Genomic DNA, 13,040 nt, shown 5'->3' with positions numbered 1-13,040 from the left:
AATCTGCGTTGACCTGCGGATATTGCGCGGAATTCGGGAGCCTCTCGCAGAGCGGCTCTCTTACACTCGCGCGGAACTCGACTTTTACTCAGGAGGCCCCGCCATGATCGAGACCCCGTATCTGCTGTTTCTGGGCGACGCGCCCGATATGCTGGCTGCCAAGGTGGCCATCGGTATCCGTGACTGGCGGCCCGACCATGCGGTGGGCCAGATCCGCCTGCCGGGCTGTGGTGCCGATCTGGGGCTGACCGACATGACGCTGGCAGAGGCCAAGGCCGCCGGTGCCAAGACGCTGGTGATCGGTGTTGCCAACCGGGGCGGCGTGATCTCTCCGGCGTGGAAAGAGGTGCTGATTGCGGCCCTTGAGATGGGCTATGATCTGGCGTCTGGCCTGCACAACCTGCTGCGCGATGAGGGCGATCTGGTGGCAGCTGCCCAGACCCATGGCGGCACCCTGCATGATGTGCGCGTGCCCACTGTTGGCTATCCGATCGCCAATGGGGTGAAGCGCAGCGGCAAGCGCTGTCTGGCGGTTGGCACGGATTGTTCGGTCGGCAAGATGTATACCGCGCTGGCGATGGATGCCGAGATGCAGGAACGCGGGATGAAGTCGTCCTTCCGCGCGACGGGTCAGACGGGTATTCTGATCACCGGCCAGGGCGTGCCGCTGGATGCCGTGATTGCGGATTTCATGGCCGGTGCCGTCGAGTATCTGACGCCGGACAATGAAGACGACCACTGGGATCTGATCGAAGGTCAGGGCTCGTTGTTTCACGTGTCGTATTCCGGGGTGACCATGGCACTAGTGCATGGTGGGCAGCCGGATGCGCTGATCCTGTGCCATGAGCCGACCCGTGAGCATATGCGTGGCCTGCCGGGATATAAGCTGCCGAGCCTGGAGCAGCTGCGTGATACCGCGCTGCCGCTGGCGCAGGTTTCCAACCCGGACTGCAAGGTTGTCGGCATTTCCGTCAACACCCAGCATTTGAGCGAGGAAGAGGCGAAATCCTACCTCGCCGAGGTCGAGGCGCGGATGGGTCTGCCTGCGGTTGACCCCTATCGCCATGGCGCTGGCCGTCTGGTGGACGCGCTGAACGCGGTGTGATCTAACCTCGCTGTCGCCGGGGTGGTCCGACAGGATCGGAGCCTCCGGCGGGAGTATTTCGGGAAAGATGACATCCGGGGCCTGCGTCCTTGCCGGCGCCTTGTCCGGTTGGATCCCGCGCGGTCGGATTTGACCAAATAGAGATTGACTAAAACCGCAGTGATGGAGACAGCCATGCAGATCAGCGTGACCCCCGATACCTTCAAGCTGGCGCAGGTCTTTACCATCTCCCGCGGCTCGCGCACCGAGGCCAAGGTGCTGACGGTCCGCATTGAGCAGGATGGTATGACGGGCTGGGGCGAATGTGTGCCCTATGCGCGCTATGGCGAGACGCTTGAGAGTGTCACTGCCGAGATTGAAGGTCTGCCTGAGACATTTGGTCGTGAAGAGCTGCAATCGCTCCTGCCTGCGGGGGCGGCGCGCAACGCAGTGGATTGTGCGCTATGGGATCTGGAAGCGAAACGGGCGGGCAAGCGCGTCTGGGAGCTGGCAGGTCTGCCGGAGCCAAAGCCCGAGATCACCGCCTATACGCTGTCGCTTGATAGCCCCGAGAACATGCAGGCGCAGGCCGCGAAGAATGCCTATCGTCCGCTTCTGAAGATCAAGCTGGGGACCGCTGACGATATGGCCCGCCTGGAAGCCGTGCGCGCGGGTGCGCCTGATGCGCGGATCATCGTTGATGCCAATGAGGGGTGGAGCGCGGAGGTCTATGCCGATCTTGCCCCGCATCTGGTGCGGCTGGGTGTGGCGCTGGTCGAACAGCCGCTGCCCGCGGGAGAGGATGAGGCCCTGTTGGGGATGGAGCGGCCGGTGCCGGTCTGCGCCGATGAGAGCTGCCATGACCGTGAGAGCCTTGCTGCGCTTGAAGGAAAATATGATGTCATCAATATCAAGCTGGACAAGACCGGCGGGCTGACCGAAGCGCTGAAACTGCGCGAGGCGGCACTGGCGCGGGGCTTTGATGTGATGGTGGGCTGCATGGTGGGATCGTCTCTGGCGATGGCCCCTGCGACACTGGTGGCGCAGGGTGCGGTGGTCACGGACCTTGACGGGCCGCTGCTTCTGGCCGAAGACCGCGAGGAACCGTTGAATTTCGACGCAGCCGGCGTGCACCCGCCGAACGCAGCCTTGTGGGGTTAAGGAGACCAAGATGACCCGTACCGTATATGTGAATGGCGAATACCTGCCCGAGACCGAAGCCAAGGTCTCCATTTTTGACCGCGGCTTTCTGATGGCGGATGCGGTCTATGAGGTGACGTCGGTTCTGGGCGGCAAGCTGATCGATTTCGAAGGTCACGCCGTGCGTTTGAAGCGCTCGCTGGATGAGCTGGAGATGGCGGAGCCCTGCTCGAAGGAAGAGCTGCTGGAGATACACCGCAAGCTGGTTGAACTGAACGGTATCGAGGAAGGCCTGGTCTATCTGCAGGTCAGCCGTGGCTCGGACGGGGATCGTGATTTTGTGTTCCCCTCTGCCGATACCCAGCCGACGCTGGTGCTGTTTACCCAGAACAAACCCGGTCTTGCGGACAGCCCGGCAGCCAAGAAAGGCGCCAAGATCATCTCGATCGAGGACATCCGCTGGGGCCGTCGCGACATCAAGACCGTGCAGCTGCTCTACCCCTCCATGGGCAAGATGATGGCCAAGAAGGCCGGCGCAGATGACGCCTGGATGATCGAGGATGGTCATGTGACCGAGGGGACGTCGAACAACGCCTATTTCGTCAAGGATGGCGTGATCGTCACCCGCCCGCTGTCCAATGACATTCTGCACGGCATCACTCGCAAGGCGGTTCTGCGCATGGCGGAAGAGGCACAGCTGAAAGTGGAAGAGCGCCTGTTCACCATCGAGGAAGCCAAGGCGGCGGATGAGGCCTTTACCACCTCGGCTTCTGCTTTCGTGATGCCGGTTGTTGAAATTGATGGTGTAGCGCTGGGCGATGGTACGCCGGGTCCGATCGCCAAGCGCCTGCGCGAGATCTATCTGGAAGAAAGCATGAAAGAAGCGATCTGATCGCGCTGTTCTGCGAGACCGGAAAAGGCCGCCCCCCGTGATGGAGGGCGGCCTTTTTATTGGTGGTCTGTCGCGCGTCGTTAGAGAAGCGACATCAGCTTGCGGGCTGCATCCTCGGAGGAGGCCGGGTTCTGTCCGGTGACCAGCTTGCCGTCGATGATGGCAAATTCCGCCCAGTCGTCCTGTTTTTCATATAGGCCGCCATTGGCTTTCAGCATGTCCTCGACCAGGAAGGGCACCACATCGGTGAGGCCAACGGCCTCTTCCTCGGTGTTGGTGAATCCGGTGACACGCTTGCCCGCCACCAGCGGTTTGCCATCGGCCCCCTCGGTGTGGCGGAACACGGCCGGGGCGTGGCAGACGGCGCCGACCGGGCGGTCGCTCTTGGCGAACCCTTCGATCAGGCGGCGGCTGTCGGCATCTTCGGCCAGATCCCAGAGCGGGCCGTGGCCACCGGGGTAGAAGATCGCATCGAAACCTGCGTCTGTCACCTCGGACAGCACCTTGGTGTTGGCCAAGGCGCCCTGTGCGGCGGGATCGTCCTTGAACCGGCGGGTGGCTTCGGTCTGGGCGCTGTCATCGTCGCTTTTGGGGTCAAGTGGCGGCTGGCCGCCCTTGGGCGAGGCCAGCGTGACTTCGGCTCCGGCATCTTTGAACACGTAGTAGGGGGCGGCGAATTCCTCCAGCCAGAAGCCGGTTTTTTCGCCCGTGTCGCCCAGTTGGTCGTGGGATGTGAGAACCATCAGGATTTTCATCTCGGGTCTCCTTTCCATATGAAGTTCAGATCAGTCGGCGAGGTGAATGACGCGTTTGCCAAAGGCCTCGCCTCTCAGGAGACCAACGAATGCGGCGGGCGCTTGTTCCAGACCTTCGATCATTTCCTCGCGGTATTTCACTTTGCCGTCCTGTACCCAGCCGGTCATCTGCTTGGCGAACTCCGGGTAGAGGTGGCCGAAATCGTCAAAGACAATGAAGCCGCGCATGGTGATGCGCTTGCGCAGCAGCTGGCCCATCAGATAGTTCATCCGGTCGGGGCCTTCGGGCAGGGCGGTGGCATTATACTGGGAGATGAGGCCGCAGAGCGGGATCCGAGCCGAGGGGTTCAACAGCGGCATCACCGCATCGAAGACGGCACCGCCGACGTTCTCGAAATAGATGTCGATGCCATCCGGGACCGCCTTGGCGAGATCGTCGGCAAAGCTATCAGTCTTGTAATCTATGCAGGCATCAAAGCCCAAAGTGTCGACGACATGCTGGCATTTTTCGGCCCCGCCGGCGATGCCGACAACGCGCAAACCGAGGATCTTGCCGATCTGGCCTACGGTCGCCCCCACGGGTCCGCTGGCGCCTGCGACCACCAGTGTTTCGCCTTCCTTTGGCTGGCCGATCTGGGTGAGACCCGCCCAGGCGGTGAGACCGGGCATGCCCAGAACACCAAGCGCCCAAGAGGGGTTCTGCGGGGTCTTGCCCATATTGATGGTGAGGGTGCCATCAGACAGTGCATAGTCCTGCCAGCCGCCGAAGGCGACAACCCAGTCGCCCGGTTCGTACCCCTGAAGGTTGGAGGTCACGACCTGTGCAACGGTGCCACCCACCATGACCTCTCCGATTTCGACCGGAGCGGCATAAGACGGGGCGCTGCTCATCCGGCCGCGCATGTAGGGATCCAGCGACAGGTATTCGTTGCGCAGCAGCATCTGGCCTTCGCCGGGGGTCGGGATGTCGCTGGTTTCCAGGCGCAGGGTGCTGTCGGTCGGCTCACCCTTGGGGCGCTCTGCGAGGACGAATTTGCGGTTGGTGCTGTCGGACTGTGGCATGGGATGGTTCCTCTCTGATGAAGTTGCGAACTAGACCGATCGTCTAGTGGTTGGAAAATTTTTTTGGCGTGGATCAGCTCTGCGGTGGTGGGAGCATGATCAGGGTCTGGGACATGGCGGTTTCAAACGGCGCGCCGTCCTGGGACAGATGTGCCATGAGGCTGGCGCCCAGCCAGATCTGGTAGAGGGTTGTGGCGGTCTGGTCGGGATCGACACTGGCGGCCAGAGACCCATCCGCCTGCGCGCCGCGAAGGCAGTCGGACAGGCGGGCGACGATCGATTCCACGCCGTGTTGCAGGATCGCGCGCATGTCGGCGGACAGATCGGAAACTTCTGCTGCTAGCTTCACGATCAGGCATTTCTGCTCTGCGTTGCCGGAGATCTGGCGATCTTTCCAGCAGCGGAAATAGCCCAGCACCTGATCCCGCCCCGATTGTTCGGGATCATTCAGCGTGTGCCGGAGCTCTAGCCGGTATTGATCAACATAGTGGCGCAGGAGCGCGCAGCCATAATCCTCTTTCGAGGCGAAATAGTGATAGAAGGAGCCTTTTGGCACCTGCGCCGTGCTCAGCAGCTCGGTCAGGCCAACCGAGGTGTAGCCGCGCTGTGCGGTCAGCTTGCGGCCGGTGTCCAGAATTTGCAGGCGTGTCTCACTCATGACGCTACACATAAGCTGACTAGACCGATTGTCTAGTGGCGCTTGCAGAATTATTTCTGCGGCGGATCAAACCTGCTGAAAATGCGACAAGGCCCCGCGATTGCGGGGCCTTGTTCAGGCTGATGCCAAGTGTGAGGGAGGTGTTACTTGATCATCAGTTGTGGGGAGACGACGTCGATACCCAGTGCCTTGCCGACGGCGAAATAGGTCAGCTTGCCCGCGTGGACGTTCAGACCGTTCAGCAGGTGCGGATCATCGGCGCAGGCCTGTTTCCATCCTTTGTTGGCGAGGTTCAGCATGAAGGGCAGGGTCGCATTGCCCAGGGCCTGGGTCGAGGTGCGCGCGACGGCGCCCGGCATGTTGGCCACGCAGTAGTGCATGATGCCGTCGACTTCGTAGATCGGGTCGGCGTGGGTGGTGGCTCTGGAGGTCTCGAAGCAGCCGCCCTGGTCGATAGCGACGTCGACCAGAACCGCACCCGGCTTCATCTCGCTGAGCTGTGTACGGGAGACCAGTTTCGGCGCCGCGGCACCGGGGATCAGAACCGCACCGATCACCATATCGGCGTCACGGACCAGCTCGGCGGTGGCACCAGCGGTGGAATACTGGTTCTTGAAGTCGCGACCGAAGACATCGTCGAGGTACTTCAGGCGTGTGAGCGACCGGTCGAGAATGGTGACATCTGCGCCCATCCCCGCAGCGATCTTGGCCGCATGGGTGCCGACCACACCGCCGCCGATCACAACAACCTTGGCGGGGGCCACGCCGGGGACGCCGCCCATCAGAACGCCACGGCCACCGTTTGCCTTTTGCAGGGTGTATGCGCCAACCTGCGGGGCCAGACGGCCGGCCACTTCGGACATCGGCGCCAGCAGCGGCAGGCCGCCACGGTCGTCGGTCACGGTTTCATAGGCGATGGCGGTACAGCCGCTTTCCAGAAGGTCCTTTGTCTGCTCCGGATCGGGGGCCAGGTGCAGATAAGTGAACAGCAGCTGGCCTTCGCGCAGCATCTTGCGCTCAACGGCCTGGGGTTCCTTGACCTTCACGATCATGTCGGCGGTGGCGAAGATCTCTTCGGCGGTGTCGATGATGGCGGCACCAGCGGCGACGTAATCCTCATCGGTGAAACCTGCACCCATGCCAGCACCGGCCTGGATCAGGACAGAATGTCCGTGGTTAACGGCTTCACGGGCGGCGTCCGGCGTCATGCCGACGCGGAATTCCTGCGGCTTGATCTCTGTGGGGCATCCGATTTTCATGTAATCACTCCTCCTACATGCTTGCGCTATTATGCCGCAGGCGCAGTGAAAAGTGCTTCTTTTTTGGGCAGATTAAAAAGGTGCAGATCGAAGGTTCTTCGAATATATTGTAACTTTGACGAAGGATCTTTCACTATATGTCACTTGATCACACGGATCGTCGGATCTTGCAGGTGTTGCAGAAGCAGGGCCGGATCTCCAACGCAGAGCTGAGCGAACAGGTTAACCTGTCGGCGTCGGCCTGCCACCGACGGGTCCAGCGCCTGGAGGCGGATGGCTATATCCGCAATTATGTCGCGCTGCTGGATGCACGCAAGATGAACCTGCCCGCAACGGTATTTGTGGAGATTACCCTTCAAAGCCAGGCAGACGAACTGCTGGACGCGTTTGAGAAGGCAGTGGCACGCATTCCGGATGTGCTTGAATGTCATCTGATGGCGGGAACGGCGGATTACATCCTGAAAGTGGTGGCTGAAAACACCGATGATTTCGCCCGCATCCATCGCCAGCATCTGACGCGACTGCCCGGCGTGGCGCAGATGCAAAGCTCCTTTGCGCTGCGTACGGTGTTCAAGACCACGGCGCTGCCGGTCTGATCGGGGCAGCGCCCCTGTGGCAGGGCGGCTTGTAAGGCTCCGTGATCTGGGAAAGACTGCTCCGGCAGAACAAGACGGCAGGATCGTCGCGGGCGGGGGCATATGGACTGGGACTATATCATCATTGGCGCGGGCAGCGCGGGGTGTGTGCTGGCCAACCGGTTGAGTGCCGCAGGGCAGCGCGTGCTGCTGTTGGAAGCGGGAGGCCGGGACAACTACCATTGGGTGCATATCCCGATGGGATATCTCTATTGTATCAACAATCCGCGTACCGACTGGATGTATCGGACCGAGGCCGAGGCCGGGCTGAACGGGCGGGCGCTGATCTATCCGCGCGGCAAGGTGCTGGGCGGCTGTTCCTCCATCAACGGGATGTTGTACCTGCGCGGACAGGCGGCGGATTATGACGGCTGGCGTCAGCGCGGCCTGACCGGCTGGGGCTGGGACGACGTGCTGCCCTATTTCAAGAAGTCAGAGGATTATGTCGAAGGGCCGTCCGATCTGCACGGCTCGGGCGGCGAATGGCGGGTGGAAAACCAGCGGCTGCATTGGGATGTGCTGGACGACTGGATGCAGGCGGCCGCGGACTGGGGGCTGCCAAAGGTCACGGATTTCAACACCGGTAACAACGAAGGAGTCGGTTATTTCCGGGTGAATCAGCGTGGCGGCTGGCGGATGAACACCGCAAAGGCGTTTCTGCGGACCGCCACCGGCGAGACACTGAAGGTCGAGACCGGCGCCCATACACGGCGCATTCTGATCGAAGAGGGCCGGGCGGTGGGCGTGGAGTACAGCCAGGGGGGCGTGGTCAGGACCGCGCGGACGCGGGGGGAAATTGTGCTGTCGGCGGGCGCAATCAACAGCCCTCAGATCCTGCAACTCTCTGGCCTGGGTCCGGCGGAGCTGCTGCGGGCGCATGGGATCGAGGTGCATCGTGACCTACCTGAGATTGGCCGGAACCTTCAGGATCATTTGCAGCTGCGCTGCGCCTGGCGGCTGAGCGGGGCAAAGACGCTGAACACGCTGGCAAACTCGCTGATTGGCAAGGTGAAGATCGCTGCCGAATATGCGCTGCGCCGGTCTGGCCCGATGTCGATGGCGCCCAGTCAGCTGGGTGCGTTTTCACGGTCGCGCCCGGATCTGGCGACGCCGGATCTGGAGTATCACGTGCAGCCCCTGACGCTGGAGGCCTTTGGTCAGCCGCTGCATGACTTTCCGGGGCTGACGGCGAGTGTGTGCAACCTGCGGCCCGAAAGCCGGGGTGAGGTGGCGATCACCAGCGCCGATCCGATGCAGGCGCCGCGTATTGCACCCAATTACCTGTCAACCGCAGGCGATCGTCAGGTCGCGGTCGCCGCGATCCGGCAGGCACGCGCGATCATGGGGCAGTCCGCCATGCGCCGCTATCTGCCGGAGGAGCTGAAGCCGGGCGGCGGATCCGATGAGGAGGCGGATCTGATGCAGGCAGCGGGTGATATCGGCACCACGATATTTCACCCGACCTGTACGGTGCGGATGGGCATCGAGGAGACGGCGCCGGTGGATGGGGCGCTTCGGCTGCGCGGAGTGGCGGGGCTGCGGGTGGTTGATGCCAGTGTGATGCCGGTGATTCCCAGCGGCAATACCAATGCCCCCACAATCATGATCGCGGAAAAGGCAGCTGACATGATTTTGAGTGATCATCGCGCGTAATTGGCGTTTCTCGCACCGTGCCCCCTTGCGCCCGTTCGGATTATTCGATTCCCTGTTCTGACCCTGTCGGCGGTCGCGCCACGGGGAGCGATGGCCTGTTGGCAGTGACGGCGCGGAGTGCCGACGGATCTCTGCGACGGTATGGTGTGACATGAAACAATCACATCCGCCTGCTACTGCCGCGTGACTGACCACTAACCGACCAAGGAGCCCGAGCGTGACCAGCGAGTATGACCCTGATTCCTTTGACTGGCTGGACGCTGAACTTCAGGACACGTTGGACGAAGATTTCGAGATCGAGTTCGCCGAACCGATGCTGTCGATGGAGCTGCGCAAGATCTATCGCTCACAGCATCCGGAGATGCTGGACCGTAAGGTCTATTTCCGCAATCTGCTGCGGTTGCAGGCGGAGCTGATCAAGGTGCAGGACTGGGTCCAGCACACTGGGGCAAAGGTCTGCATTCTGTTTGAGGGCCGCGACAGCGCAGGCAAGGGCGGGGTGATCAAGCGGATCACCCAGCGCCTGAACCCGCGGGTAGCGCGGGTGGTGGCCTTGCCCGCCCCCAGCCGCCGTGAGCAGAGCCAGTGGTATTTCCAGCGCTATGTGCCGTATCTGCCGGCGGCGGGTGAAATCGTGCTCTTCGACCGCTCCTGGTACAATCGCGCCGGGGTGGAGCGGGTCATGGGATTTGCCAGCGATGACCAGGTCGAACAGTTCTTTCAGGACGTTCCCGAATTCGAGCGGATGCTGGTTCGGTCGGGCATCATCCTGCTGAAATACTGGTTCTCCATCACCGATGAAGAACAGCAGCTGCGGTTTCTCATGCGGATCCATGATCCGATGAAACAGTGGAAGCTGTCGCCGATGGATCTGGAGAGCCGAATCCGCTGGGAGCAGTATACCAAGGCCAAGGAGGATATGTTCGAGCGCACCAATATCCCGGAAGCGCCCTGGTATATCGTCGAGGGCAACGACAAGAAGCGCGAGCGGCTGAACTGTATCGAGCATCTGCTGACGAAGATTCCATATAGCGAGGTGCCGAGCGAACGGGTCTCGCTGCCGGACCGGGAGTACAAGCCCGATTACGAACGCCGGGTGCTGCCGGATGACCTCTACGTGCCCAAGATCTACTGACGGCAGGCCGTTTGTCGCGTCTGGACAGCCGCCGGGACCGGGCCCTGGCTGCGCCTGGTCGGGCGGGCGCGCAGGCGTGGTGCGGGGCTGTTAGGGAAAGCGCAGTCAGGGCGCTGTCTACCCGTGGGTTCTGAGGAGAGAAGGAACCCGGAGCGGCAAATGCCTTGGTTGTAAGGGGGTAAGACAAGCGCCTGATGGGGGGGAGACGCTGCCTGCTCCGGGTTTAAACCACCGGGTGTTCCAGATCCGATGGAGCGGGCAGCTGCTGGGGAAACGCTTCAGCCTGCCCGTGCATTAACCAGACTAGCGCAGTTTTCCTGAAACGAACACACGTATTGCGTGTATTTTTTGATAAAATATTAATTTTATAGGCGACGGATTGTCGCACTCGCTATTTTCGGGGAGGGCAAAAACGACAAACCCCCGCGGCAAAGCCTCGGGGGTCGTCAATTTTGCGTCCAGAACTGCGGATCGAAGGGCTCAGAGGAGGCCTTCGCGCTGTGCTTTCTTACGTGCCAGTTTACGGGCACGGCGAATCGCTTCAGCTTTCTCACGCGCTTTTTTCTCGGACGGCTTCTCGAAATGTTGCTTGAGCTTCATTTCGCGGAAGACGCCTTCACGCTGCAGCTTTTTCTTCAGGGCACGAAGCGCCTGATCGACGTTATTGTCGCGAACACTAACCTGCATGTGGTTTTCACCACCTTTCTAAGTTGAGTTGCAAGGATTTGCAGGAGCTGGCCATATAGCAAGGTCGTGCTAGCTTGTCCAGTGCCGGGCAGGGGCGGTGCAGATGCTCCTGTAGCTGTTTGATGCGTCATTGTCGCTGAGCCGAACAGTCCGGGCGTGTCTGTCCGCGCCGCAGGTGATACCCGGTGTCCAGAAGACGCGATTGCGATTAGAGAGAGATGAGATTTCGGAAGGCGATATCATGACGATTGAGGATCACACCGACCCGCGCTCCGTGCCTGAGGCGGGCGACACCATCGAGCGGCTGCTGAATGCCGCATTACTGCATGTGCCCTTTGATGGCTGGAGCGCCTCGACATTCTCTGCAGCGGTGGCGGACGCCGATGTTGCCCCGGCGCTGGCGGAGGCGTTGTGCCCACGCGGCGCGGTAGATCTGGCGGTTGCCTTTCACAGGCGTGGTGATCAGCTGATGCTTGAGCGATTGGCGCAAGAGGACATGACCGGCCTGCGGTTTCGCGACAAGATCGCACGGGCGGTGCGTCTGCGGCTGGAGGTCGTCGACGATAAGGAAGCCGTGCGCCGTGGCACCACTTTGTTTTCGCTGCCACAATACGCAGGCGATGGTGTTCGGCTGATCTGGGGCACGGTGGATGCGATCTGGACCGCGCTTGGCGATTCTTCGGAGGATATCAACTGGTACACCAAGCGGGGATCGCTTGCGGGCGTTTATTCTTCGACCGTGCTCTATTGGCTGGGAGACGACAGTCTGAACCACCAGGCCAGCTGGGAGTTTCTCGACCGTCGCATCGATAACGTCATGCAGTTCGAGAAACTGAAGGCGCAGGTGCAGTCCAACCCGTTGCTGAAACCTCTGCTGGTGGGGCCGAACTGGCTGGCCCAGCAGGTAAAGGCGCCGAGCGCGCGCGACGACCTGCCGGGCAGTTGGTCGACCCCGCGGCGCTGATGGGCGCAACGTTCTGGTTGCCTGTGCCAATGCAACGTCTTTGACGGGCAGCCGTCCTTTGCTAGGCAGTGACAACAGCGGAGGAATGCCAATGACCGAGATGATGCAGGCGATTGAGATTCGCGAGCCGGGTGGGCCTGAGGTTTTGCAGGGCTGTGCGCGCCCGATGCCGAGCCCGGCGCATGGGCAGGTGGTTCTGAAAGTGGCCTATGCAGGCGTCAATCGCCCGGATGCGCTGCAACGCGCGGGCAAATACGCACCTCCCCCGACCGCCAGCGACCTGCCGGGCCTGGAAGCCTCAGGCGAGGTGGTCGCCATTGGCGCCGGGGTCAGCGAGCTGACTGTGGGCGACCGGGTCTGTGCGCTGCTACCCGGCGGCGGCTATGCCGAATATGTCGCGACGCCGGCGGCGCATTGCCTGCCGGTGCCTGAGGGGCTGTCTATGAAGCAGGCGGCCTGCCTGCCGGAGACCTGTTTCACCGTCTGGTCCAACGTCTTTACCCGCGGGGGCCTGCTGGCCGGGGAGCGGTTTCTTGTTCACGGAGGGTCATCCGGTATCGGAACAACCGCGATTCAGCTTGCTTCGCAGCTGGGCGCGCGGGTCTTCACGACCGCCGGATCAGATGAGAAATGTGCGGCGTGCCTGACGCTTGGGGCCGAACGGGCGATCAATTACCGCGATGAGGATTTCGTCGAGGTAATGAAAAGCGAAGGCGGGGCCAATCTGATTCTGGACATGGTGGGCGGCGACTATATTCCGCGCAACGTGCGTGCGCTCGCGGATGATGGCCGCATGGTCCACATCGCGTTTCTGTCAGGTCCGAAGGTGGAGTTGAACTTTGCCCAGGTCATGGCGCGGCGTCTGACGCTGACCGGATCAACACTGCGACCACAGAGCGATCTGGCAAAGGCGCAGATTGCGCGGGATCTGCGCGAGGTGGTCTGGCCACTTATCGAGGCAGGGAAATTCGCGCCGGTGATGGACCAGACCTTTGCCCTGGAAGATGCGTCGGCGGCCCATGCACGGATGGAAAGCTCTGCGCATATCGGCAAGATTGTTCTGGAGGTCGGCGGCGAGGGGTAGGCCCCGCCGCGCGGGCTGATCGTGCTGGCGCG

The 13,040-nt window shown here is 61.7% G+C and carries 13 protein-coding genes; 8 read left to right on the top strand and 5 right to left on the bottom strand.

The window, feature by feature from the left end; genetic code table 11:
* Nucleotides 1-103 precede the first annotated feature (103 nt).
* From dgcN to VWZ81_RS12495, 3 genes are all read left to right on the top strand, one after another.
* Nucleotides 104-1,105, top strand: a complete 1,002-nt coding sequence (gene dgcN / locus VWZ81_RS12505) for an N-acetyltransferase DgcN (protein ID WP_340546689.1) — start codon at nucleotides 104-106, stop codon at nucleotides 1,103-1,105.
* 174 nt (nucleotides 1,106-1,279) lie between these two features.
* Nucleotides 1,280-2,245: an N-acetyl-D-Glu racemase DgcA gene (gene dgcA, locus VWZ81_RS12500; protein ID WP_340546690.1), complete on the top strand. Its 966-nt coding sequence runs from the start codon at nucleotides 1,280-1,282 to the stop codon at nucleotides 2,243-2,245.
* Nucleotides 2,246-2,255: 10 nt separating this feature from the next.
* On the top strand, nucleotides 2,256-3,116 hold the full coding sequence (locus tag VWZ81_RS12495) for a D-amino-acid transaminase (RefSeq protein WP_340546691.1): 861 nt from the start codon (nucleotides 2,256-2,258) through the stop codon (nucleotides 3,114-3,116).
* Between the two features lie 80 nt (nucleotides 3,117-3,196).
* Here the strand turns inward: VWZ81_RS12495 and VWZ81_RS12490 are convergent, their stop codons facing one another.
* The 4 genes from VWZ81_RS12490 to ald all read right to left on the bottom strand — a co-directional run bounded on the left by VWZ81_RS12490 (nucleotide 3,197) and on the right by ald (nucleotide 6,850).
* Nucleotides 3,197-3,871 carry a type 1 glutamine amidotransferase domain-containing protein gene (locus VWZ81_RS12490; protein ID WP_416543222.1) on the bottom strand — a complete coding sequence of 225 codons (675 nt, stop codon included), beginning with the start codon at nucleotides 3,869-3,871 and terminating at the stop codon, nucleotides 3,197-3,199.
* A gap of 30 nt (nucleotides 3,872-3,901) precedes the next feature.
* Nucleotides 3,902-4,933: an NADP-dependent oxidoreductase gene (locus tag VWZ81_RS12485; protein WP_340546693.1), complete on the bottom strand. Its 1,032-nt coding sequence runs from the start codon at nucleotides 4,931-4,933 to the stop codon at nucleotides 3,902-3,904.
* Nucleotides 4,934-5,006: 73 nt separating this feature from the next.
* A complete protein-coding gene (locus VWZ81_RS12480; RefSeq protein WP_416541107.1) occupies nucleotides 5,007-5,591 on the bottom strand; it encodes a TetR/AcrR family transcriptional regulator in 585 nt (194 codons plus the stop codon).
* Between the two features lie 143 nt (nucleotides 5,592-5,734).
* Nucleotides 5,735-6,850, bottom strand: a complete 1,116-nt coding sequence (ald, locus tag VWZ81_RS12475) for an alanine dehydrogenase (RefSeq protein ID WP_416543223.1) — start codon at nucleotides 6,848-6,850, stop codon at nucleotides 5,735-5,737.
* Between the two features lie 137 nt (nucleotides 6,851-6,987).
* On the opposite strand from ald, the gene VWZ81_RS12470 reads away from it, so the two are divergent.
* From VWZ81_RS12470 to ppk2, 3 genes are all read left to right on the top strand, one after another.
* Complete coding sequence (locus tag VWZ81_RS12470) at nucleotides 6,988-7,446, top strand: Lrp/AsnC family transcriptional regulator (protein ID WP_014875917.1); 459 nt, start codon at nucleotides 6,988-6,990, stop codon at nucleotides 7,444-7,446.
* Nucleotides 7,447-7,548: 102 nt separating this feature from the next.
* Nucleotides 7,549-9,138: a GMC family oxidoreductase gene (locus VWZ81_RS12465; RefSeq protein WP_416541108.1), complete on the top strand. Its 1,590-nt coding sequence runs from the start codon at nucleotides 7,549-7,551 to the stop codon at nucleotides 9,136-9,138.
* Nucleotides 9,139-9,355: 217 nt separating this feature from the next.
* The gene (gene ppk2 / locus VWZ81_RS12460; RefSeq protein WP_340546697.1) at nucleotides 9,356-10,273 is read left to right on the top strand and encodes a polyphosphate kinase 2; all 918 of its coding nucleotides are present in this window, start codon (nucleotides 9,356-9,358) and stop codon (nucleotides 10,271-10,273) included.
* Between the two features lie 480 nt (nucleotides 10,274-10,753).
* Here the strand turns inward: ppk2 and rpsU are convergent, their stop codons facing one another.
* Nucleotides 10,754-10,960: a 30S ribosomal protein S21 gene (gene rpsU / locus VWZ81_RS12455; RefSeq protein ID WP_005614280.1), complete on the bottom strand. Its 207-nt coding sequence runs from the start codon at nucleotides 10,958-10,960 to the stop codon at nucleotides 10,754-10,756.
* A gap of 241 nt (nucleotides 10,961-11,201) precedes the next feature.
* Here rpsU and VWZ81_RS12450 point away from each other — a divergent pair, with 241 nt between their 5' ends.
* The gene (locus VWZ81_RS12450; RefSeq protein WP_416543224.1) at nucleotides 11,202-11,924 is read left to right on the top strand and encodes a COQ9 family protein; all 723 of its coding nucleotides are present in this window, start codon (nucleotides 11,202-11,204) and stop codon (nucleotides 11,922-11,924) included.
* A gap of 91 nt (nucleotides 11,925-12,015) precedes the next feature.
* Nucleotides 12,016-13,008, top strand: coding sequence for an NAD(P)H-quinone oxidoreductase (locus tag VWZ81_RS12445; RefSeq protein ID WP_416543225.1), 993 nt, complete (start codon nucleotides 12,016-12,018; stop codon nucleotides 13,006-13,008).
* The last annotated feature ends 32 nt before the right edge of the window (nucleotides 13,009-13,040 follow it).

The organism is Phaeobacter sp. JH20_34 (assembly GCF_048056095.1).
Taxonomy (GTDB): Bacteria; Pseudomonadota; Alphaproteobacteria; order Rhodobacterales; family Rhodobacteraceae; genus Phaeobacter; species Phaeobacter bryozoorum.
Note: the sequence above shows the minus strand (reverse complement) of the source record. Positions and strands in the feature narration are given on the sequence as shown.

Bases quoted from the DNA above. Each gene is read 5' to 3' on its own strand.
- dgcN (WP_340546689.1), top strand. From the start codon at position 104: ATGATCGAGACCCCGTATCTGCTGTTTCTGGGCGACGCGCCCGATATG.
- dgcA (WP_340546690.1), top strand. From the start codon at position 1,280: ATGCAGATCAGCGTGACCCCCGATACCTTCAAGCTGGCGCAGGTCTTT.
- VWZ81_RS12495 (WP_340546691.1), top strand. From the start codon at position 2,256: ATGACCCGTACCGTATATGTGAATGGCGAATACCTGCCCGAGACCGAA.
- VWZ81_RS12490 (WP_416543222.1), bottom strand. From the start codon at position 3,871: ATGAAAATCCTGATGGTTCTCACATCCCACGACCAACTGGGCGACACG.
- VWZ81_RS12485 (WP_340546693.1), bottom strand. From the start codon at position 4,933: ATGCCACAGTCCGACAGCACCAACCGCAAATTCGTCCTCGCAGAGCGC.
- VWZ81_RS12480 (WP_416541107.1), bottom strand. From the start codon at position 5,591: ATGAGTGAGACACGCCTGCAAATTCTGGACACCGGCCGCAAGCTGACC.
- ald (WP_416543223.1), bottom strand. From the start codon at position 6,850: ATGAAAATCGGATGCCCCACAGAGATCAAGCCGCAGGAATTCCGCGTC.
- VWZ81_RS12470 (WP_014875917.1), top strand. From the start codon at position 6,988: ATGTCACTTGATCACACGGATCGTCGGATCTTGCAGGTGTTGCAGAAG.
- VWZ81_RS12465 (WP_416541108.1), top strand. From the start codon at position 7,549: ATGGACTGGGACTATATCATCATTGGCGCGGGCAGCGCGGGGTGTGTG.
- rpsU (WP_005614280.1), bottom strand. From the start codon at position 10,960: ATGCAGGTTAGTGTTCGCGACAATAACGTCGATCAGGCGCTTCGTGCC.
- VWZ81_RS12450 (WP_416543224.1), top strand. From the start codon at position 11,202: ATGACGATTGAGGATCACACCGACCCGCGCTCCGTGCCTGAGGCGGGC.
- VWZ81_RS12445 (WP_416543225.1), top strand. From the start codon at position 12,016: ATGACCGAGATGATGCAGGCGATTGAGATTCGCGAGCCGGGTGGGCCT.